The sequence below is a fragment of the Klebsiella oxytoca genome, from assembly GCF_009707385.1.
Classification (GTDB): domain Bacteria; phylum Pseudomonadota; class Gammaproteobacteria; order Enterobacterales; family Enterobacteriaceae; genus Klebsiella; species Klebsiella oxytoca_C.
In genome coordinates this window covers 3393211-3413950 of the sequence record NZ_CP046115.1, presented here as the reverse complement: position 1 = coordinate 3413950, position 20740 = coordinate 3393211, and the positions used below count along the sequence as shown (strand labels likewise).

Annotated in this window: 19 protein-coding genes; 12 read left to right on the top strand and 7 right to left on the bottom strand. The window is 55.5% G+C overall.

Features of this window, described 5'->3' with window-relative positions; genetic code table 11:
• The first annotated feature begins 1 nt into the window (after position 1).
• Positions 2–1012 (top strand): Holliday junction branch migration DNA helicase RuvB, encoded by a 1011-nt coding sequence (gene ruvB, locus GJ746_RS15890; protein ID WP_154681060.1) that lies wholly within the window; start codon positions 2–4, stop codon positions 1010–1012.
• Between the two features lie 474 nt (positions 1013–1486).
• On the opposite strand, the gene znuB is transcribed toward ruvB, so the two are convergent.
• Together znuB and znuC are read right to left on the bottom strand one after the other, a co-directional pair.
• Positions 1487–2272, bottom strand: a complete 786-nt coding sequence (znuB, locus tag GJ746_RS15885) for a zinc ABC transporter permease subunit ZnuB (protein WP_154681059.1) — start codon at positions 2270–2272, stop codon at positions 1487–1489.
• Positions 2272–3024 (bottom strand): zinc ABC transporter ATP-binding protein ZnuC, encoded by a 753-nt coding sequence (gene znuC / locus GJ746_RS15880; protein ID WP_154681058.1) that lies wholly within the window; start codon positions 3022–3024, stop codon positions 2272–2274. The genes znuB and znuC overlap by 1 nt, the downstream gene beginning before the upstream one ends.
• A gap of 78 nt (positions 3025–3102) precedes the next feature.
• Here znuC and znuA point away from each other — a divergent pair, with 78 nt between their 5' ends.
• The 3 genes from znuA (at position 3103) to lpxM (ending at position 6486) form a co-directional block, all read left to right on the top strand.
• The gene (znuA, locus tag GJ746_RS15875; protein WP_154681057.1) at positions 3103–4056 is read left to right on the top strand and encodes a zinc ABC transporter substrate-binding protein ZnuA; all 954 of its coding nucleotides are present in this window, start codon (positions 3103–3105) and stop codon (positions 4054–4056) included.
• Positions 4057–4071: 15 nt separating this feature from the next.
• Positions 4072–5394: a murein DD-endopeptidase MepM gene (gene mepM, locus GJ746_RS15870; protein ID WP_154681056.1), complete on the top strand. Its 1323-nt coding sequence runs from the start codon at positions 4072–4074 to the stop codon at positions 5392–5394.
• Between the two features lie 117 nt (positions 5395–5511).
• Positions 5512–6486, top strand: coding sequence for a lauroyl-Kdo(2)-lipid IV(A) myristoyltransferase (lpxM, locus tag GJ746_RS15865; protein WP_154681055.1), 975 nt, complete (start codon positions 5512–5514; stop codon positions 6484–6486).
• Between the two features lie 73 nt (positions 6487–6559).
• On the opposite strand, the gene pyk is transcribed toward lpxM, so the two are convergent.
• Together pyk and GJ746_RS15855 are read right to left on the bottom strand one after the other, a co-directional pair.
• Positions 6560–8002, bottom strand: coding sequence for a pyruvate kinase (gene pyk, locus GJ746_RS15860; protein ID WP_154681054.1), 1443 nt, complete (start codon positions 8000–8002; stop codon positions 6560–6562).
• Between the two features lie 125 nt (positions 8003–8127).
• Positions 8128–9033 (bottom strand): MurR/RpiR family transcriptional regulator, encoded by a 906-nt coding sequence (locus tag GJ746_RS15855; protein WP_195908741.1) that lies wholly within the window; start codon positions 9031–9033, stop codon positions 8128–8130.
• Positions 9034–9352: 319 nt separating this feature from the next.
• On the opposite strand from GJ746_RS15855, the gene zwf reads away from it, so the two are divergent.
• The 3 genes from zwf (at position 9353) to GJ746_RS15840 (ending at position 13540) form a co-directional block, all read left to right on the top strand.
• Positions 9353–10828, top strand: a complete 1476-nt coding sequence (gene zwf, locus GJ746_RS15850; RefSeq protein ID WP_154681053.1) for a glucose-6-phosphate dehydrogenase — start codon at positions 9353–9355, stop codon at positions 10826–10828.
• A gap of 221 nt (positions 10829–11049) precedes the next feature.
• The gene (edd, locus tag GJ746_RS15845) at positions 11050–12861 is read left to right on the top strand and encodes a phosphogluconate dehydratase (protein WP_154681052.1); all 1812 of its coding nucleotides are present in this window, start codon (positions 11050–11052) and stop codon (positions 12859–12861) included.
• A 37-nt stretch (positions 12862–12898) separates the two neighbouring features.
• The gene (locus GJ746_RS15840; RefSeq protein WP_154681051.1) at positions 12899–13540 is read left to right on the top strand and encodes a bifunctional 4-hydroxy-2-oxoglutarate aldolase/2-dehydro-3-deoxy-phosphogluconate aldolase; all 642 of its coding nucleotides are present in this window, start codon (positions 12899–12901) and stop codon (positions 13538–13540) included.
• Positions 13541–13587: 47 nt separating this feature from the next.
• On the opposite strand, the gene purT is transcribed toward GJ746_RS15840, so the two are convergent.
• A complete protein-coding gene (gene purT, locus GJ746_RS15835) occupies positions 13588–14766 on the bottom strand; it encodes a formate-dependent phosphoribosylglycinamide formyltransferase (RefSeq protein WP_154681050.1) in 1179 nt (392 codons plus the stop codon).
• Between the two features lie 135 nt (positions 14767–14901).
• Here purT and GJ746_RS15830 point away from each other — a divergent pair, with 135 nt between their 5' ends.
• The 3 genes from GJ746_RS15830 to ptrB all read left to right on the top strand — a co-directional run bounded on the left by GJ746_RS15830 (position 14902) and on the right by ptrB (position 18373).
• Positions 14902–15261, top strand: a complete 360-nt coding sequence (locus tag GJ746_RS15830; protein ID WP_154681049.1) for a YebG family protein — start codon at positions 14902–14904, stop codon at positions 15259–15261.
• A gap of 143 nt (positions 15262–15404) precedes the next feature.
• On the top strand, positions 15405–16085 hold the full coding sequence (locus GJ746_RS15825) for a tellurite resistance TerB family protein (RefSeq protein WP_154681048.1): 681 nt from the start codon (positions 15405–15407) through the stop codon (positions 16083–16085).
• A gap of 227 nt (positions 16086–16312) precedes the next feature.
• Positions 16313–18373, top strand: a complete 2061-nt coding sequence (gene ptrB, locus GJ746_RS15820) for an oligopeptidase B (RefSeq protein WP_154681047.1) — start codon at positions 16313–16315, stop codon at positions 18371–18373.
• A 6-nt stretch (positions 18374–18379) separates the two neighbouring features.
• Here the strand turns inward: ptrB and exoX are convergent, their stop codons facing one another.
• Entirely contained in the window at positions 18380–19039 is a 660-nt protein-coding gene (gene exoX, locus GJ746_RS15815) for an exodeoxyribonuclease X (RefSeq protein WP_154681046.1), read from the bottom strand.
• Between the two features lie 78 nt (positions 19040–19117).
• Positions 19118–19348, bottom strand: coding sequence for a DNA polymerase III subunit theta (locus GJ746_RS15810; protein WP_154681045.1), 231 nt, complete (start codon positions 19346–19348; stop codon positions 19118–19120).
• A gap of 135 nt (positions 19349–19483) precedes the next feature.
• Here GJ746_RS15810 and yobA point away from each other — a divergent pair, with 135 nt between their 5' ends.
• Both yobA and copD read left to right on the top strand, forming a co-directional pair.
• The gene (yobA, locus tag GJ746_RS15805) at positions 19484–19858 is read left to right on the top strand and encodes a CopC domain-containing protein YobA (RefSeq protein ID WP_154681044.1); all 375 of its coding nucleotides are present in this window, start codon (positions 19484–19486) and stop codon (positions 19856–19858) included.
• Between the two features lie 4 nt (positions 19859–19862).
• Entirely contained in the window at positions 19863–20732 is an 870-nt protein-coding gene (copD, locus tag GJ746_RS15800; RefSeq protein WP_154681043.1) for a copper homeostasis membrane protein CopD, read from the top strand.
• Positions 20733–20740: the final 8 nt, after the last annotated feature.

Genomic DNA, 20740 nt, shown 5'->3' with positions numbered 1-20740 from the left:
GATGATTGAAGCAGACAGGCTGGTATCGGCGGACAGCAGCGGTTTTGAAGAAGCGGCCGACCGCGCAATCCGCCCCAAATTGCTGGAAGAGTATGTCGGCCAGCCGCACGTCCGTTCGCAAATGGAAATCTTTATCCAGGCGGCGAAGCTGCGCGGCGATGCGCTCGATCACCTGTTGATTTTTGGCCCGCCGGGGCTTGGCAAAACCACGCTGGCGAACATCGTTGCCAACGAGATGGGCGTTAATCTGCGCACCACTTCGGGCCCGGTACTGGAAAAGGCGGGCGATCTGGCGGCAATGTTGACCAACCTTGAGCCGCACGACGTTCTGTTTATCGATGAAATTCACCGCCTTTCACCGGTTGTCGAAGAAGTGCTATATCCAGCTATGGAAGATTACCAGCTGGACATCATGATCGGCGAAGGACCGGCGGCGCGTTCCATTAAAATCGATCTGCCGCCGTTTACCCTGATTGGCGCCACGACCCGCGCAGGCTCGCTGACTTCGCCGCTGCGCGACCGCTTCGGTATCGTCCAGCGCCTGGAGTTCTACCAGATCCCTGACCTACAGCATATTGTCAGCCGCAGCGCTCGCTATATGGGACTGGAGATGAGCGAAGGGGGGGCGCTGGAAGTTGCCCGTCGTGCGCGCGGTACGCCGCGTATCGCCAACCGTCTGCTGCGCAGGGTGCGTGATTTCGCCGAGGTTCGCCACGATGGCCGTATCTCGGAGGAGATTGCCGCCCAGGCGCTGGACATGCTTAACGTGGATGCCGAAGGTTTTGACTATATGGACCGTAAGCTGCTGCTGGCGGTTATCGATAAATTCTTCGGCGGGCCGGTGGGGCTTGATAACCTGGCGGCGGCAATCGGTGAAGAGCGGGAAACCATTGAAGATGTGCTGGAGCCGTATCTGATCCAGCAGGGCTTTTTGCAGCGTACGCCGCGTGGGCGAATGGCGACGGTGCGAGCCTGGACCCACTTCGGCATCACGCCGCCGGAAATGCCTTAATTGTTGTCCGGGGAGCGTCCCGGACAACGCGTTTTCCTCAACGGCTGCAGATCAAGTGGCCAATGTCTTCTTATGCTGATAATCAACAGGGCCAGTAGCCCGGCTAAGCGCAGCGCAAGCCGGGGAAATAGCTGAAGCAATATTACAGCTGATGTCCCGGCTTGCGGCGTGAACGCCTTAGCCGGGCTACAACGTCCGCAGACGGCTGTGACCTTAGCAATCTGCCGGGTTTTGATGGTAGCTGAGGCGGGCAGGAAGCGTCAGGCGGCAGATTTCTTACTTATGCTGATAATCAACAGGGCCTGCCAGTAGCCCGGCTAAGCGTAGCGCAAGCCGGGGAAATAGCTGAAGCAATATTACAGCTGATGTCCCGGCTTGCGGCGTGAACGCCTTAGCCGGGCTACATTGTCCGCAGACGGCTGTGACCATAGTAATCTGCCGGGTTTTGATGGCGGCTAAAGCGGGCAGGAAGCGTCAGGCGGCAGATTTCTTACTCATGCTGATAATAAACAGCAGCGCGGCGCACAGGACCACCGAAGGCCCCGCAGGCGTGTCGTACAACGCTGAGAAGGCCAACCCGCCGGTAACCGCAATCATTCCAACGCCAACCGCCACGGCCGCCATTTGTTCTGGCGTACGGGCAAAACGACGGGCCGTTGCGGCGGGAATAATCAGCAGCGAAGTGATAATCAGCGCTCCGACGAACTTCATCGCCACGCCGATCGTCAGCGCGGTGACCAGCATCAGCAGCAGTTTTACCCGTTGTAGCTTAACGCCGTCCACAAAGGCCAGATCCGGGCTAATGGTCATCGACAGCAGATTGCGCCATTGCCAGAGCAGGATAGCCAGCACGACAACCACACCGATAGCGATTGAAATCAAATCTTCCGGCGTGACCGCCAGCAGGTCGCCGAACAGATAGGCCATCAGGTCGACGCGCACGTTCGACATCAGGCTGACCACCACAAGTCCCAGGGACAGCGCGCTGTGCGCCATTATCCCGAGTAGCGTATCTATCGCCAGGTGAGGACGTTTTTCCAGCCATACCAGCCCGCCAGCCAGCAGCAGCGTCACCGCGATGACCGCATAAAACGGATTAACGTTCAGTAGTAGACCAAACGCCACGCCGAGCAAGGAGGCGTGGGCCAGGGTGTCGCCAAAGTAGGACATACGGCGCCAGACGACAAACGATCCCAGCGGACCCGCGGCGCAGGCAAGCATAATCCCGGCTAACCAGCCGGGGAACAGTAATTCAATCATTAACGGTCATTTCCCCGACGCAGTACAATCCGCCCCTGCAGGTCGTGGCGGTGATTATGATGATGACGGTAGATCCCCAGCTGTTCCGCGCCGCGCTGGCCGAACATCGAGATAAATTCCGGGTGCATGGAAACGACCTCGGGTGCGCCGGAGCAGCAGATATGCTGATTCAGACACAGCACTTCATCGGTTTTCGCCATGACCAGATGCAGGTCATGAGAAACCATCAGCACGGCGCAATCGAGCTCATGGCGCAGCTGGTTAATAAGATCGTAGAGGGCAACCTGGCCGTTGACATCGACGCCCTGAGTAGGCTCGTCGAGCACCAGCAGCTGCGGCCGATTGAGCAGGGCCCGCGCCAGGAGCACGCGCTGGGTTTCGCCACCAGAGAGCTTCTGCATAGGGGAGTCAATCAGGTGACCGGCCTGCACGCGTTTTAGCGCGGGCAGAATATCGCGTTTATGTGTGCCAGGACGTAAAAGCATAAAGCGGCTGACGGTCAACGGCATCGTGGCATCAAGGTGCAGCTTTTGCGGGACATAGCCGATGCGCAGGTGTCCCTCGCGTTTGATAACCCCTTCCGTTGGTGCTACCAGTCCGAGAACCACTCGTACCAGCGTCGATTTACCGGCGCCGTTTGGACCCAGTAAGGTTAAAATTTTGCCCGGCTTTAGCGTTAGCGAAATGTCAGACAGCACGCGCCGTTGGCCATAGACGACCGCGACGTTTTCGAGAGTTACAAGATTTGTCATATCAAATTAGAGGTTGCACAAGCCAGTGAATGTTATAATATCACATCTTTCTCATTCATTACGATGATTAGACGCATTATGTTACATAAAAATACGCTTCTTTGCGCTGGACTTAGCGCCGCTTTTTTGTTCGCTCATGCGCCGCTGGCAAGCGCAGCGGTGGTGACTTCGCTTAAACCACTAGGATTTATCGCTTCCGCCATTGCCGATGGGGTAACGGACACCCAGGTTTTGCTGCCTGATGGAGCATCAGAGCATGATTATTCGCTGCGTCCGTCGGATGTAAAACGCTTACAGAACGCAGACTTAGTGGTATGGATTGGGCCTGAGATGGAAGCTTTTATGGATAAGTCAACGCAAAGCATTGCGCCGAACAAAAAGGTGACGATTGCCGAGCTTGACGGCGTGAAACCGTTACTACCGTTACTCATGAAAGGCGCTGATGACGATGATGACCATCATGGTCACGATCATGGTGCCGGGGAAAATAGTGACGACGATCACCATCACGGCATCTATAACATGCATCTATGGCTTTCCCCAGAGATAGCGCGCCTTTCGGCGGTTGCAATCCATGATAAATTATTGGAACTTATGCCGCAGAGTCGAGCCAAACTTGACGCCAACCTGAAGGATTTTGAGGCAAAATTAGCCGCAACCGACAAGCAGGTTGGAACCGAGCTGGCACCGCTGAAAGGGAAGGGATATTTCGTTTTTCATGACGCCTATGGCTACTTTGAAAAACACTACGGTTTGACCTCGTTAGGCCACTTTACTGTCAACCCTGAAATCCAGCCTGGTGCGCAGCGTTTACACGAAATCAGAACACAGCTGGTTGAGCAAAAAGCGACTTGCGTTTTTGCTGAGCCGCAGTTCAGGCCAGCGGTTATCGAAGCTGTCGCCAGGGGAACGTCCGTGCGCATGGGAACCCTGGATCCACTTGGAATCGGAATAAAGCTGGGTAAAGAGAGTTATCCGCAATTCCTGAGCCAGATGGGAAAACAGTATTCAAGCTGCCTGAAAGGAGAATAACGAGGAAGTGAATACGTGCAACAGATAGCCCGCGCTGTCACTCAGGCATTTAACAATCTGCCACGACCTCACCGCGTTATGCTGGGGTCGCTAAGCGTTCTTACTTTAGCGGTCGCCGTCTGGCGACCTTACATCTACCACCATCCAGAATCAGCCCCCATCTCCAGAACCATCGAGCTGGAGAAAAGCGAAATTCGCTCACTGTTGCCTGAAGCTTCGGAACCTATCGATCAGGCCCCCCAGGAGGAAGAGGCCATCCCCCAGGATGAGCTGGATGATAAAGCAGATAGCGATTCTGGTGGACATGAATATGTGGTGTCGACCGGCGATACGCTCAGCAGCATTCTGAATCAGTACGGCATCGATATGGGCGATATTGCCCGGCTCTCCTCGGCGGATAAAGAGCTGCGTAATCTGAAAATAGGTCAGCAGCTCTCCTGGACCCTGACGGCGGATGGCGATTTGCAAAGCCTGACGTGGGAGATGTCGCGCCGTGAGACCCGCACCTACGATCGTGTCGCTAACGGCTTCAAAATGAGCAGCGAGCTGCAAAAAGGCGACTGGGTCAACAGCGTCCTGAAAGGTACCGTGGGCGGAAGCTTCGTTGCCAGCGCTCGCGATGCTGGCCTGACCAGCACCGAAATCAGCGCGGTGATCAAAGCCATGCAGTGGCAGATGGACTTCCGTAAGCTGAAAAAAGGCGATGAGTTCTCGGTACTGATGTCGCGTGAAATGCTGGACGGTAAGCGTGAGCAAAGCCAGCTGCTTGGCGTACGTTTGCGCTCAGATGGCAAAGATTATTACGCGATCCGCGCCGAGGATGGCAAATTCTACGATCGCAACGGTACCGGGCTGGCGAAGGGCTTTCTGCGCTTCCCGACCGCTCGGCAGTTCCGCGTCTCATCCAACTTTAACCCACGTCGTCTGAACCCGGTGACCGGTCGCGTCGCTCCGCATCGCGGCGTCGATTTTGCGATGCCGCAGGGTACGCCGGTGCTGTCGGTTGGGGACGGCGAGGTGGTGGTGGCTAAACGTAGCGGCGCGGCCGGTTATTACGTTGCCGTCCGCCATGGTCGCACTTATACCACTCGCTATATGCACCTGCGTAAGCTGTTGGTAAAACCAGGGCAGAAAGTGAAGCGCGGCGATCGCATTGCGCTATCGGGCAACACCGGTCGTTCAACTGGTCCGCATCTGCACTATGAAGTATGGATTAACCAGCAGGCGGTTAACCCGCTGACGGCGAAGCTGCCGCGTACCGAAGGGCTTAGCGGTTCCGACCGTACTGATTTCCTGGCACAGGCAAAACAGGTGATTCCGCAGCTGCGGTTTGACTAACCTTCCGTCAGTTAAAGCCGGTGCCGGTAACGCGCCGGCTTTTTCTTTTGTACGTTACTCAACGTATCGCTAAACTAACCCATTATCTTTATTGAGCAAAAAGTCTGCGGATTGGGCATGGAAACGAAAAAAAATAATATTGAGTTTATTCCAAAATTTGAAAAGTCCTTCTTACTGCCGCGCTACTGGGGAGCGTGGTTAGGGGTTTTTGCCTTTGCCGGTATTGCTCTGACGCCCGCGTCTTTCCGCGATCCGATTTTGGGTAAACTGGGACGTTTTGTTGGCCGTCTGGCAAAGAGTTCCCGTCGCCGTGCGCAGATTAATCTGCTGTACTGCTTTCCGGAAAAGAGCGAGCAGGAACGGGAGGAAATCATTGATGCGATGTATGCATCCGCCCCGCAGGCGATGGTCATGATGGCTGAACTAGGCCTGCGCGATCCGCAGCGCATTCTTTCCCGCGTTGACTGGCAGGGCCGGGAAATTATTGACGAGATGCAGCGCAATAATGAGAAAGTGATCTTTCTGGTTCCCCACGCCTGGGGCGTGGATATTCCGGCGATGCTGATGGCCTCCAGCGGGCAAAAAATGGCGGCGATGTTCCATAATCAGGGAAACCCGGTATTTGACTACGTCTGGAATACCGTGCGCCGCCGCTTTGGTGGGCGTATGCACGCGCGTAACGACGGCATCAAACCGTTTATTCAGTCGGTACGCCAGGGCTACTGGGGATATTATCTGCCTGACCAGGATCACGGTGCCGAACATAGCGAATTTGTTGATTTCTTCGCTACCTATAAAGCGACGCTGCCGGCGATTGGCCGTTTAATGAAAGTATGCCGGGCCCGCGTCGTGCCGCTGTTCCCGGTCTATAATGGCAAAACGCATCGTCTGACGGTACTGGTACGCCCGCCAATGGACGATTTACTGGAAGCGGACGATAACACTATTGCCCGACGGATGAACGAAGAGGTGGAAATTTTTGTTAAGCCGCACACCGAGCAGTACACCTGGATCCTCAAACTGCTGAAAACGCGTAAACCAGGTGAAATTGAGCCGTACAAACGCAAAGAGCTGTATCCGAAAAAGAAATAGCCTGCCTTTACCTATTCCGGACGAAAAAAAACCTGTCAGCAAAGCTGGCAGGTTTTTTTTATGGCCTGGAAAATTACTCGACGGTGAGAATACGCGTCGTATTGGTACTACCGATAGTACTCATGACGTCACCCTGCGTCACGATAACCAGGTCGCCGGTCACCAGATAGCCTTTATCACGCAGCAGAATAACCGCGTCGTGCGCAGCGGCAACGCCGTCGCTTGCGCTATCGAAATGAACCGGCGTCACGCCACGATACAGTGCGGTCAGGTTCAGCGTACGCTCATGACGAGACAGCGCGAAAATCGGCAGTCCGGAGCTAATACGCGAAGTCATCAGCGCAGTACGGCCGGATTCAGTCATGGTAATGATAGCGGTGACGCCCTTGAGGTGGTTAGCCGCGTACATAGCCGACATCGCAATGGCTTCTTCCACATTGTCGAACTGAACGTCCAGACGGTGTTTGGAAACGTTCAGGCTGGGGATCTTTTCTGCGCCCAGGCAGACGCGCGCCATCGCGGCAACGGTTTCAGAAGGATACTGCCCCGCAGCGGTTTCTGCCGAAAGCATCACGGCGTCGGTACCATCCAGCACGGCGTTCGCTACGTCCATAACTTCAGCGCGGGTTGGCATCGGGTTAGTGATCATCGATTCCATCATCTGAGTGGCGGTGATGACCGAGCGGTTCAGCTGACGAGCGCGGCGAATTAACGCCTTCTGGATCCCGACCAGCTCCGGATCGCCAATTTCAACGCCGAGATCGCCACGGGCGACCATGACAACGTCGGATGCCAGAATCACGTCATCCATCGCATCCTGGCTGCAAACGGCTTCCGCGCGCTCGACTTTGGCGACGATTTTTGCGTCACAGCCGGCATCGCGCGCCAGACGACGGGCGTAGTTTAAATCTTCGCCGCAGCGCGGGAAGGAGACGGCCAGATAGTCGACGCCAATTTTGGCGGCGGTGATGATGTCCGCTTTGTCTTTGTCAGTCAGCGCTTCAGCCGAGAGGCCGCCGCCCAGTTTGTTGATACCCTTGTTGTTGGACAACGGCCCGCCGACGGTGACTTCGGTGAACACTTTCATGCCCTGAACTTCCAGTACTTTCAGCTGTACGCGACCATCGTCCAGCAGCAGGATATCACCCGGAACCACGTCACCCGGAAGGCCTTTATAATCGATACCGACTTGCTCTTTGTCGCCTTCACCTTTGTCCAGGTTAGCGTCCAGCAGGAACTTATCACCGATATTGAGGAAAATTTTGCCTTCTTTGAAGGTGGAAACGCGAATTTTCGGCCCCTGGAGGTCACCGAGAATTGCTACATGACGGCCCAGTTTTGCCGCAATCTCACGGACTTTATTCGCACGGATCTGATGATCTTCCGCGGTACCGTGAGAGAAGTTCATACGTACCACGTTAGCGCCTGCGGCGATAACCTTCTCAAGGTTGTTATCGCGATCGGTAGCCGGGCCTAAGGTGGTTACGATTTTGGTTCTGCGAAGCCTTCTGGACATGTAATACTCCGTTGACTGAAACAACTTTGGTGTTGCGTGAACATGGATTCGGTAGTGCCGGTGAGCAAAGTCGCTTTATCGGAACATTACCGACAGTGTAATAGGATACTGCTTTGTTTCTACTTTTATTGGTCGTTGCCGTTGATGCTGAGCTCTTTATCAAAGCGCGATTCCTTGAGCGCTTCCTTGACCCTCTTCAAGTTATCTCTGAATTTTGCGCCCCGTCGTAAGGTAAAACCGGTCGCCAGTACGTCAATCACCGTTAGCTGCGCTAAACGGGAAACCATTGGCATGTAGATATCGGTATCTTCCGGGACATCCAGCGTAATGGCCAGCGTCGCCTCACGGGAAAGCGGGGTGCCCGGTGAGGTAAGCGCAATCACCATCGCATCGTTTTCGCGGGCCAGCTGCGCCAGCTCGACCAGGCTTTTGGTCCTGCCGGTGTGCGAGATAATCACCACCACATCATCATCATTGCAACTCATACAGCTCATGCGTTGCAGGACGATGTCGTCGGAATAAATTACCGGCACATTAAAGCGGAAAAACTTGTTCATCGCGTCGTGGGCGACGGCGGCGGAAGATCCCAGGCCAAAAAAGGCGATTTTCTTGGCCTGGGTGAGCAGGTCTACCGCACGATTAATCGCTGACATGTCGAGAGAATGGTGGACCTGATCTAAACTGGCCATGGCCGATTCGAATATCTTTCCCGTATAGGACTCGACGCTGTCGTCTTCATCGACGTTACGGTTAACATAAAGCGTTCCGTGCGCCAGGCTCTGGGCCAGATGCAGTTTGAAATCGGGGAATCCACGGGTTTCGAGGCTGCGGCAGAAACGGTTGACCGTCGGTTCACTGACGCCGGCTTCCAGAGCGAGGGCGGCAATACTTGAATGAATGGCCTGCGCGGGGGTGGCAAGAATGACTTCCGCCACTTTGCGTTCAGATTTGCTAAGGTGTTCCAGTCGGGACTGGATTTTTTCCAGCATGTTCATGGGTAATCGGGCGCTCATCAATGGAAACGATTTCATTAATGGGTGAAATCATCAGGCGTTTTAGCAAGAATATACCCTTCCGTAGTCGGAAACGGCGAGGAACGACCTTAAAATATGTTGTTTTTTTTCATTACATGATCAGAGTCGTATTTTACTAACTGAAAATCGGTCGAAACAACGAACAATATTAGCCGCATGCCCAAATTCTCGCCGTCTGTTTTCCACGCTGTGCGATTTAGCGGCGGGAACCGGCGCTGAGGGTTTCGGGAAATTCGTAAACACAGTACGATGCAGTGAAAGAAAATTACAAATTTAGCCTGGCGCAAGTACCAGACTATCAACTGAGGAGAATGACATGGCGGTAACGCAAACGGCCCAGGCATGCGATCTGGTCATTTTCGGCGCGAAGGGTGACCTGGCGCGACGTAAACTGCTGCCTTCCCTGTATCAGCTTGAAAAAGCTGGTCAGATCCACCCTGACACGCGGATTATTGGTGTCGGCCGCGCTGAGTGGGACAAAGACGCTTACACCAAAGTCGTGCGTGAAGCGTTGGAAACCTTCATGAAGGAAAAAATTGATGAAGGTTTGTGGGAAACCCTGAGCGGGCGTCTGGATTTTTGTAACCTTGATGTCAACGATACCAAAGCGTTCACCCGACTGGGCAAAATGCTCGATCAGAAAGAACGGGTTACCATCAACTACTTCGCCATGCCGCCGAGCACCTTTGGCGCGATTTGCAAAGGTCTGGGTGAAGCGAAACTGAACGCCAAACCGGCACGCGTAGTGATGGAAAAACCGCTGGGTACCTCCCTTGAAACCTCCCGCGAGATAAACGATCGGGTGGGCGAATTTTTCGAAGAGTGCCAGGTCTATCGAATCGACCACTACCTCGGTAAAGAGACGGTGCTGAATCTGCTGGCGCTGCGCTTTGCTAACTCGCTGTTTGTTAACAACTGGGACAGCCGCACCATCGATCACGTTGAGATCACGGTGGCGGAAGAGGTGGGCATTGAAGGGCGCTGGGGCTACTTCGACCAGGCCGGACAGATGCGCGACATGATCCAGAACCATCTGCTGCAAATCCTGTGCATGATTGCGATGTCCCCGCCGTCTGATTTGACCGCCGATAGCATCCGCGATGAAAAAGTGAAGGTGCTGAAATCCCTGCGCCGCATCGACCGCACCAACGTGCGTGAAAAAACGGTGCGCGGTCAGTACACCTCCGGGTTCGCGCAGGGCCAGAAAGTGCCGGGCTACCTTGAAGAAGAGGGGGCTAACAAATCCAGCCATACTGAAACTTTCGTGGCCATTCGCGTGGATATCGATAACTGGCGCTGGGCGGGCGTGCCGTTCTACCTGCGCACCGGTAAGCGTCTGCCGACCAAGTGTTCTGAAGTGGTGGTTTACTTCAAAACCCCGGAACTGAACCTGTTCAAAGAGACCTGGCAAGAGCTACCGCAGAATAAACTGACCATTCGTCTGCAGCCGGATGAAGGGGTTGATATTCAGGTGCTTAACAAAGTGCCGGGGCTTGATCACAAGCATAACCTGCAGATCACCAAGCTGGATCTGAGCTATTCGGAAACCTTTAATCAGACCCATCTGGCGGATGCCTATGAGCGTCTGCTGCTGGAGACCATGCGCGGTATTCAGGCGCTGTTCGTACGTCGCGATGAAGTGGAAGAAGCGTGGAAGTGGGTTGATTCAATCACTGAAGCCTGGGCTGCCGATGGCGATTCACCGAAACCTTACCAGGCGGGCACCTGGGGGCCGGTGGCCTCCGTCGCGATGATCACCCGCGATGGTCGTTCGTGGAACGAGTTTGAGTAACTGCCAGGTTAATCCATCTGAGGTATTTTACCGGTAACATGATCTGGCGCAGCAAGTCGCATAATTTTTAATCTTTTAAGCCCCGGAGGATTCACCCCCGGGGCTTTTTTTATTACACTGCTTGCAGATATTTTGCCCCTGAGCCCCAGTACAGTTGCCTTAAGCACCGAAAATTATCGCTACATCGCTGCGGCCGGACAGATAAAATTTGAGGAGCCTTTATGAATTCTGAATTGTTACGGGTAACAAATCGCATTATCGAACGCTCGCGCGATACCCGCGAAGCCTACCTCGCCCGGATTAACCAGGCCAAAACCGACACCGTTCATCGCGCTCAGCTGGCGTGCGGTAACCTGGCCCACGGCTTCGCCGCCTGCCAGGCGGATGACAAAGCCTCGCTGAAAAGCATGCTGCGCAACAATATTGCCATCATCACCTCCTATAACGATATGCTGTCTGCCCACCAGCCCTACGAGCGTTATCCGGATATCATTCGTAAAGCGCTGCATTCCGTTAACGCGGTAGGACAGGTGGCGGGCGGTGTCCCGGCAATGTGCGATGGCGTGACGCAGGGCCAGGATGGGATGGAGCTGTCGCTGCTGAGCCGTGAAGTGATTGCCATGTCCGCAGCCATTGGTCTCTCGCACAACATGTTCGACGGTGCGCTGTATCTCGGCGTCTGCGATAAAATAGTCCCGGGTCTGACGATGGCTGCGCTGTCGTTCGGTCATCTGCCGTCAATTTTTATTCCTTCCGGCCCGATGGCCAGCGGCCTGGCAAACAAAGAAAAGGTACGCATTCGTCAGCTTTATGCGGAAGGTAAAGTGGATCGCATGGCGCTGCTGGAGTCCGAAGCCGCTTCTTATCATGCGCCGGGTACCTGCACCTTCTACGGTACCGCCAACACTAACCAGATGGTGGTGGAGTTCATGGGGATGCAGCTGCCAGGCTCGTCATTTGTGCATCCGGACGCCCCTCTGCGCGAAGCGCTCACCGCCGCAGCCGCTCGTCAGGTCACTCGTCTGACCGGTAACGGTAATGAGTGGATGCCGCTGGGCAAAATGTTCGATGAAAAAGTCGTGGTTAACGGGATTGTCGCGCTGCTGGCAACCGGCGGATCCACCAACCATACCATGCACCTGGTCGCGATGGCGCGGGCGGCGGGCATCATCATCAACTGGGACGATTTCTCCGACCTGTCTGACGTGGTGCCGCTGCTGGCGCGTCTGTACCCGAACGGTCCGGCTGATATTAACCACTTCCAGGCCGCGGGCGGCGTGCCGGTGCTGGTACGCGAGCTGCTGAAAGGCGGTCTGCTGCATGAAGATGTGCACACCGTTGCCGGGTTTGGTCTTTCTCGCTACACCATGGAGCCGTGGCTCAATAACGGCGAGCTTGACTGGCGTGAAGGCGCGACCGCGCCGCTGGACGCAGACGTTATCGCGACTTTTGACAAACCGTTCTCTCACCACGGCGGCACAAAAGTGCTGAGCGGCAATCTCGGTCGCGCGGTGATGAAAACTTCCGCCGTGCCGGTTGAAAACCAGATAATTGAAGCCCCGGCGATAGTCTTCGAGAGCCAGCATGACGTGCTGCCTGCTTTTGAAGCGGGCCTGCTCGACAAAGATTGCGTGGTGGTGGTTCGCCATCAGGGACCAAAAGCGAACGGCATGCCAGAATTACATAAACTTATGCCGCCACTTGGTGTATTATTGGACCGCCGTTTCAAAATTGCGCTGGTGACCGATGGCCGACTCTCCGGTGCATCAGGCAAAGTTCCTTCAGCAATCCACGTGACGCCTGAAGCGTACGATGGTGGCCTGCTGGCAAAGGTACGCGATGGCGATATCATCCGCGTCAACGGCCAGACGGGCGAGCTAACGCTGCTGGTGGATGACGCAGAGCTGGCCGCGCGTCAGCCGCATATTCCTGACCTGAGCGGTTCGCGTGTTGGAACCGGCCGGGAAATGTTCGGTGCGCTGCGTGAGAAGCTCTCCGGAGCAGAACAGGGCGCAACCTGCATCAATTTTTAAGACGATTCGATTTGTAGATCTGGCGAGAGAAAATCTGATGAAAAACTGGAAAACAACTGCAGAAGCAATCCTCACCTCCGGCCCGGTTGTACCGGTAATCGTGGTGAAAAAGCTGGAACACGCTGTGCCAATGGCGAAAGCGCTGGTTGCGGGCGGCGTACGCGTGCTGGAAGTGACTCTGCGTACCGAGTGCGCGATGGACGCTATCCGCGCTATCGCGAAAGAGGTCCCGGAAGCGATTGTCGGCGCCGGTACCGTCACTAACGTTGAACAGCTGAAAGAAGTGACCGAAGCGGGCGCGCAGTTTGCTATCAGCCCGGGCCTGACCGAGTCCCTGCTGAAAGCAGCGACCGGCGAAGGCACCATTCCGCTGATCCCCGGGATCTGCACCGTATCCGAGCTGATGCTGGGTATGCAGTATGGTCTGAAGGAGTTTAAATTCTTCCCGGCGGAAGCTAACGGCGGCGTAAAAGCGCTGCAGGCGATTGCTGGCCCGTTCGGCCACATCCGTTTCTGCCCGACTGGCGGTATCTCTCCGGCTAACTACCGTGATTACCTGGCGCTGAACAGCGTGCTGTGCATCGGCGGCTCCTGGCTGGTTCCGGCAGATGCGCTGGAAGCCGGTGATTACGACCGTATCACTAAACTGGCTCGTGAAGCGGTAGAAGGCGCGAAATAATCTTCGCGCGTATTCAGAGGCCCGGTCCATTGCGACCGGGCTTTTTTTTATCCCGCAACAATAATTGCTGAAGCTGCGGCTTTGGCGCGCGCTACCGCCTCTTCGACGCTATCGGCAATCGCCAGCGTGACGCCCAGCCGACGTGAACCATCAATTTCTGGTTTGCCAAACAGACGCAGCTGCAGGCCTGCGCCGACCGCTGCCTGGATATTGCTGAAGGTGACGTTCTGGCTGGTTAACTGCGGCAGGAGTGCCGCCGAGGCTGCAGGGCCGTACTGGCGAATCGCGCCAATCGGCAGTCCGAGGAAGGCGCGAACGTGCAGAGCGAACTCCGATAAATCCTGTGAAATCAGCGTGACCATACCGGTGTCGTGCGGACGCGGCGAGACTTCGCTAAAAATCACGTCATCGCCGCAGACGAACAGCTCGACGCCAAACAGGCCGTAGCCGCCCAGAGCCAGCACCACCTTACGGGCGATTTCCTGCGCGCGCTCCAGCGCCAGCGCGCTCATCTGCTGCGGCTGCCAGGACTCGCGATAGTCGCCATCTTCCTGACGGTGACCGACCGGCGCGCAGAAGTGTACGCCGTCAATGGCGCTGACGGTGAGAAGGGTGATTTCGAAATCAAAATTCACCACGCCTTCAACGATCACGCGACCGGCTCCGGCGCGGCCGCCTTGCTGAGCATACTGCCATGCTTCAGCCAGCTGCTCGCTGGAACGAATAAAGCTCTGACCTTTACCCGATGAGCTCATTACCGGCTTAACAATACACGGATAACCAATCCCAGCGACGGCTTCACGAAATGCGTCTTCACCGTCGGCAAAACGGTAGGCTGAGGTCGGCAGCTGCAGATCTTCCGCGGCCAGGCGGCGGATCCCTTCACGATTCATGGTCAGCTTTGCGGCACGCGCGGTGGGGACGACTTTTTGCCCGGCTTGCTCCAGGGCCACCAGAGTATCGGTAGCGATGGCCTCAATCTCCGGTACGATAAAATCCGGCTTTTCCTGCTCAATCAGCGCCTGTAAAGTTTCGCCATGCAGCATATTGATAACGTGTGAGCGGTGGGCTACCTGCATGGCCGGAGCATCAGGGTAACGATCGACGGCGATGGTCTCAATTCCAAGGCGCTGGCATTCGATGGCGACTTCTTTACCCAGTTCGCCGGAACCTAACAGCATTACCTTTGTTGCCGCTGGACGCAGCGCCGTACCTAATACACTCATGACTCTCTTCCACAGTAGAAAAATATGCGGCGCATTATAAACGAAAACGTTTGCGTATGTCTTTATGTGCGTAATTTGAGTTCGGCAGGAAAATTTGATATACTGTATAAAAATACAGTATCGAGAGGCTGCATCATGGCGGTTGAAATTAAATATGTAGTGATTCGTGAAGGTGAGGAAAAAATGTCTTTTGCCAGCAAAAAAGAGGCCGATGCTTATGACAAAATGCTCGATCTGGCGGAAGTACTCAACGACTGGCTGGTGGAATGTCCACTGACTCTCGACGAAGAGCAGCGCGACAGCATGGCGATGTGGCTCGCCGAACGCAAAGATACCCTCAACCATATTCTGCGTTCCGGTAAATTGCCGGAAGCTGAGGGTAGCGCCGATGAGCCCTCCGCCCCGGCAGAAGCAGGGCATAGTGCCGACGATGTCGTTGAGTCTGACGCTGAATCTCTGGCTCCGGCAAAGCCGCGCAAAGCGAAAGCCGCCTGACTTTCCCTCCTGCCGTCGGATGGCTGGCGGCAGCCTTGCGTGTCTCCTCGCGCTAAATTTGCGCATCTTTAGCTGGCGAAAACATTTCCTGACGTCGCGTCGTTTAGGCTGGCTATATCGCTTATCGCGCAACGAGGAAATGTATGGCTAACTGGCTTAATCAACTTCAGTCTCTGCTGAGCCAGCAGGGGCGCTCTTCTTCATCTGACGATCAATCAAGCGGCAAAAACTTACTGCTACCGGGCGCGCTCGGTGGGCTGGCAGGACTACTGGTTGCCAGCAAATCTTCGCGCAAGCTGTTAGCTAAATACGGCACCGGCGCGCTGCTGGTAGGCGGCGGTGCGGTTGCAGGCAGCGTGTTGTGGAATAAGTATCAGCAGAAAATGCGCGCCAGCGCGCAGCAGACGCCGGTGCAACCTGCTCCAGCGCCGTCTCAATCTCCTGCGCCAGCCGAACTTGATGCCCGCAGCGAACGGTTGATAATGGCGCTGATTTTTGCCGCGAAAAGCGATGGTCATATCGACGACCGTGAGCGAGCAAATATTGAAGAGCAGCTGCGCGCGGCAAACATTGATGTACAGGGCCGGGTGTTAATCGACCAGGCGCTGGCGCAGCCGCTGGATCCCCAGAGCCTGGCGCAGGGGATCGGCAGCGAGCAAGAGGCGCTTGAAGTCTATTATCTCAGCTGTGCGGTCATTGATATCGACCACTTTATGGAGCGCAGCTACCTGAATGCCCTCGGTGAGGCGCTTAAGCTACCGTCGGAAGTGCGTGCGGAAATTGAACGAGATATTCAGGCGCAAAAACAGGCGATAGCGGTTTAAATCCGCCCGTTTCGCTTGCATCGCTGGCGACTTTTGCCACCCTTATATATTGTGTAGTCACGTTATCCTTCAGGCTGCTTAGAGGCAGCCTGAAATCTAAATATATGCCCTCAATCATTTGAGTTGCTGGCAGACGGCGCGTAAGGGCGTGCTGGATGAGCCGGGTAACCCTGCCGACACACCGGCAACTTGGAACTTGACGGGATAAGCCGCAGAAGAATAAGCAGATGCCACCAAAAGCTAAACGGATCCCCCATGCCATGACCTTACATGGCGATACCCGAATCGATAATTATTACTGGCTACGCGACGATCAACGTTCGCAGCCGGAAGTGCTTGATTATTTGCGTCAGGAAAATGAGTACGGCAAAAAAGTGATGTCTTCGCAGAACAGCCTGCAGGACAGGATATTGAAGGAAATTATCGACCGTATTCCGCAGCGCGAAGTGTCGGCCCCCTACAGCAAAAATGGCTATCGCTACCGGCAAGTCTACGAGCCGGGCTGCGAGTATGCGATTTATCAACGCCAGCCGGTGGTTAAAGAAGAGTGGGATGAATGGGAGGTGTTGCTTGATGGCAACCAGCGTGCGGCCGGCAGCGAGTTCTATACCCTCGGTGGATTAGGGGTTTCCCCCGACAACAGCTTGATGGCGGTGGCTGAAGACTATCTTTCCCGACGGCAATATAGCCTGCGCTTCTATTCCCTCCGCGGCGAAGAGGAGTTTGCCGAAGTGCTGGACAACGTCTCGCCTGATTTTGCCTGGAGTAACGATTCACAGACTCTATGGTATGTGCGTAAACACCCAACCACGCTGCTACCCTACCAGGTCTGGCGTCATCGCCTCGGCACCCCGGCAAGCTCAGATGTGCTGGTGTATGAAGAGCTGGACGATACTTTTTACGTTAGCGTTCACAAAACGACCTCTCAACAGTTTGTGGTGATTTATCTGGCCAGCGCAACGACCAGCGAAGTGCTGTTGCTCAATGCGGAAATGACCGACGCCGAGCCGATTTGTTTTCTACCGCGGCGTAAAGATCATGAATATAGCCTCGATCACTATCAGCACGCTTTTTATCTGCGATCCAACCGCGAAGGGAAGAACTTCGGCCTGTATCGCAGCACCCTGCGCGATGAGCAGCAGTGGGAGACCTTGATCCCCGCGCGTAACGAAGTGATGCTGGAAGGATTTACTCTGTTTACCGACTGGCTGGTGGTCGAAGAGCGCCAGCACGGGCTCACCAGCCTGCGCCAGATCAATCGTCAGACAAGAGAGTCCCAGGGCATTGCCTTTGACGACCCGGCCTATGTGACCTGGCTTGCCTATAACCCGGAGCCGGAAACTTCGCGCCTGCGCTACGGTTATTCCTCCATGACGACTCCGGATACGCTGTTTGAACTGGATATGAATACCGGCGAGCGGCGGGTGCTGAAACAGCAGGAAGTCAAAGGGTTTGATGCCAGTTATTACCGCAGCGAGCATTTGTGGATCAAAGCCCGCGACGGCGTTGAGGTTCCGGTCTCTCTGGTTTACCGTCATGGCCATTTCCGCAAGGGCGCCAGTCCGCTGCTGGTGTACGGCTATGGCTCCTATGGCGCAAGCATGGATGCGGATTTTAGCGCCAGCCGCCTGAGCCTGCTCGACCGTGGTTTTGTATTCGCTATCGCGCACATTCGTGGCGGCGGCGAACTGGGCCAGCAGTGGTACGAAGACGGCAAGTTTTTGTGCAAGAAAAATACCTTCAACGATTATCTCGACGTCTGCGATGCGCTGCTGGCGCAGGGCTACGGCGATCCGCGTTTTTGCTACGGCATGGGCGGTAGCGCAGGCGGTATGTTGATGGGCGTAGCGGTGAACCAGCGACCGGAGCTATTTCACGGCGTAGTGGCGCAGGTCCCTTTTGTGGATGTGCTGACGACCATGCTCGATGAGTCGATCCCGTTGACCACCGGCGAGTTTGAAGAGTGGGGTAATCCGCAGGATGAAGAGTATTACCGCTACATGAAAAGCTACAGCCCGTACGATGGCGTTGAGGCTAAGGCTTATCCGCATCTGCTGGTGACCACAGGCCTGCATGATTCGCAGGTACAATACTGGGAGCCGGCAAAATGGGTAGCGAAACTGCGTGAGCTGAAAACCGATGACAACCTGCTGCTGCTGTGTACCGATATGGACTCCGGCCACGGTGGAAAATCGGGGCGTTTCAAAAGCTACGAGGGCGTGGCGCTGGAGTTTGCGTTTCTGATTGGCCTGGCGCAGGGAACGTTGCCGGGTCAGGCCGAGGTCTAGAATCGGTTACTCCCCGAGATAGTGCTTCAGCGTCAGGCGTAGCTCGGGGCTCATGCGATCCAGGTTATTGAACAGCCAGCGTAAATAGCCGGGATCGTTTTCCGCCACTTCCGAGACCGGTTTACCGCGATATTTGCCGAAGGTAAAGGTGGATAGCAGCGCCGGGCGACCGGTGATAGTAGCCATCTCCTCCGGCGACCAGCCGGTGGTATTGATAATATCGATCAGCAAAGCCGCGGTAATATAGCAATCGTACAGCGCGCGGTGGTGATGCAGGCCCGGCGGCGTCGCGACGTTGAGTTTGCGCGATTTGTACAGCCCCATATTGCTGTACTTTATTCCTGGCCACAGGCGGCGCGCCAGCTTCATGGTGCAAATCCACTCACCCTGCATTTCCGGCAATACTCGACGGTCAAAGCTGGCGTTATGGGCGACATACCACGGGCTGCCCATATACAGCGGCGCAATCTCTTCAATCCACGGTTTATCGGCGACCATCTCTTCGGTTATGTGATGAATGGCCATCGCCTGTGGGCTGATGGGGCGGTCGGGGCGCACCAGATGGCTCATGGGATTGGTGATTTGTCCGTCGACAATATCTACCGAGGCGATTTCAACAATGCCTCCCTGCAGTCCGCAGGTTTCTGTATCGATTACGCGCAGCATGGCTCGCTCCAGGCCAAAGAAACCAGCGTAATGCAATGCGCAGGTCTTGCCAACCCGGATATCCGCAGGGTACGGGAATTATTTCTGTTTCGGTTCATAGGGCAGGCGCGAGAGCGAAACGGAGGCCAGCCGATGGGCAATCAGACGCTCGCGAAACCAGCCGCGCAGATGCTCAGGCTGCTCTCTTTCAACCAGGTCGGCAACCACCGGCATATTGTAACGCTCTTTAAACGCGACGCCCGCCGCTGCGAGATCGACGTTCACTTTGTCCATCTCCTCCTGGGATATTTTAGCCAGGTTGTTTTCCATCGGTTTCTCCTCTGATAATGCCGCAAAAAGTACTAAGCACGCGGTCAAAAGGCAAGTCTCAGACGCTTAGCTCGACTGCTACATTATACAGGGTTATCCTCTATGCTACATACATAACAAAAGGGAATGACAACTATGTCAATCATCGCCGGACGCGCGCTGCGTCTGTCCGTGTTTTTCGCCGGTTGCCTGACTGCGGCAGGCGCATTTGCCCACGCTCACTTGCAGCAGCAGCTTCCGGCCGCCGGTGCCGAAGTGAACGCCTCCCCGCAGGCGTTGACGCTGAACTTCTCTGAAGGTATCGAAACTCAGTTCAGCGGAGTTACCCTGACCGGACCGCAGCAGAAAACTATCCCTCTTGGTAAACCGGTCCGCAGCGATGGCAATAAGGCGCAGCTAACGGTACCCGTCGAGCAGGCGTTGACGTCGGGCGAATATACCGTTGACTGGCATGTGGTCTCCGTAGATGGCCATAAGACGAAAGGACAATATACCTTTATCGTGAAGTAAACCGATGCTTAGTGGAGTTTATGTCAGCTTACGCTTTATTCATTTCATCTCGCTGATGGTCGCATTCGGCTGTGTACTTTACGGTACATGGTGGGCGCCGGTGACCTTACGTCGTTTAATGATGCAGCGTTTCTACCCGCTGATGCGCCATTTATTATTGCTGAGCGGGCTTTCGGCGCTGCTGATGCTGATGGCGCAGGGCGGATTGATGGGTAGCGGTTGGCCGGATGTCTGGCAGCCGGCCATCTGGCAAGCGGTTGCCGCAACGCAGTTCGGCGGCGTGTGGGTGTGGCAAATTTTGCTAGCCTTTGTGGCGCTGGCGATCGTGTGGTTGAAGCCACGACGCCCGGGACGTTTGCTGCTGATTCTGTTTTGTGCCCAGCTGCTATTGTTGGCTGGCGTCGGACATGCGGCGATGAATGAAGGCTGGCTGGGGATTTTGCAGCGGACAAACCATGCGGTGCATCTGTTTTGCGTGGCCAGCTGGTTTGGCGGTCTCTTACCGTTTGTCTACTGTCTTCGCCTGGCGCACGGTCGCTGGCGGCAGGACGCTATTTACACCATGATGCGTTTTTCGCGCTACGGGCATCTGGCGGTTGCCGGAGCCATCGCCAGCGGCGTGGTGAATGCGCTGCTGATCCAGGGGGGACTTATCAGCACTTCGCCCTGGGGGCGCATGTTGTTGTTCAAATGTGCCCTCGTGGCGGCAATGGTGGCAATTGCGCTGGTGAACCGGTATGTTCTGGTGCCACGCATGTCGGCAGGCGGAGCGCGAGCCCAGCAGCAAATCGTGCGCACCACGCAGCTAGAGATGGTGCTCGGTACGCTGGCGCTGTTTGTCGTCAGCCTGTTTGCGACCTGGGAACCTTATTGAAAAAATGA

Excerpts from the sequence above, each read along its gene's own strand:
- ruvB (WP_154681060.1), top strand. The coding sequence starts at position 2 with ATGATTGAAGCAGACAGGCTGGTATCGGCGGACAGCAGCGGTTTTGAA.
- GJ746_RS15830 (WP_154681049.1), top strand. The coding sequence starts at position 14,902 with ATGGCGGTTGAAATTAAATATGTAGTGATTCGTGAAGGTGAGGAAAAA.
- yobA (WP_154681044.1), top strand. The coding sequence starts at position 19,484 with ATGTCAATCATCGCCGGACGCGCGCTGCGTCTGTCCGTGTTTTTCGCC.
- GJ746_RS15840 (WP_154681051.1), top strand. The coding sequence starts at position 12,899 with ATGAAAAACTGGAAAACAACTGCAGAAGCAATCCTCACCTCCGGCCCG.
- znuC (WP_154681058.1), bottom strand. The coding sequence starts at position 3,024 with ATGACAAATCTTGTAACTCTCGAAAACGTCGCGGTCGTCTATGGCCAA.
- ptrB (WP_154681047.1), top strand. The coding sequence starts at position 16,313 with ATGCCACCAAAAGCTAAACGGATCCCCCATGCCATGACCTTACATGGC.
- GJ746_RS15855 (WP_195908741.1), bottom strand. The coding sequence starts at position 9,033 with ATGAAATCGTTTCCATTGATGAGCGCCCGATTACCCATGAACATGCTG.
- copD (WP_154681043.1), top strand. The coding sequence starts at position 19,863 with ATGCTTAGTGGAGTTTATGTCAGCTTACGCTTTATTCATTTCATCTCG.
- purT (WP_154681050.1), bottom strand. The coding sequence starts at position 14,766 with ATGAGTGTATTAGGTACGGCGCTGCGTCCAGCGGCAACAAAGGTAATG.
- znuA (WP_154681057.1), top strand. The coding sequence starts at position 3,103 with ATGTTACATAAAAATACGCTTCTTTGCGCTGGACTTAGCGCCGCTTTT.
- edd (WP_154681052.1), top strand. The coding sequence starts at position 11,050 with ATGAATTCTGAATTGTTACGGGTAACAAATCGCATTATCGAACGCTCG.
- pyk (WP_154681054.1), bottom strand. The coding sequence starts at position 8,002 with ATGTCCAGAAGGCTTCGCAGAACCAAAATCGTAACCACCTTAGGCCCG.
- zwf (WP_154681053.1), top strand. The coding sequence starts at position 9,353 with ATGGCGGTAACGCAAACGGCCCAGGCATGCGATCTGGTCATTTTCGGC.
- znuB (WP_154681059.1), bottom strand. The coding sequence starts at position 2,272 with ATGATTGAATTACTGTTCCCCGGCTGGTTAGCCGGGATTATGCTTGCC.
- GJ746_RS15810 (WP_154681045.1), bottom strand. The coding sequence starts at position 19,348 with ATGGAAAACAACCTGGCTAAAATATCCCAGGAGGAGATGGACAAAGTG.
- GJ746_RS15825 (WP_154681048.1), top strand. The coding sequence starts at position 15,405 with ATGGCTAACTGGCTTAATCAACTTCAGTCTCTGCTGAGCCAGCAGGGG.
- lpxM (WP_154681055.1), top strand. The coding sequence starts at position 5,512 with ATGGAAACGAAAAAAAATAATATTGAGTTTATTCCAAAATTTGAAAAG.
- exoX (WP_154681046.1), bottom strand. The coding sequence starts at position 19,039 with ATGCTGCGCGTAATCGATACAGAAACCTGCGGACTGCAGGGAGGCATT.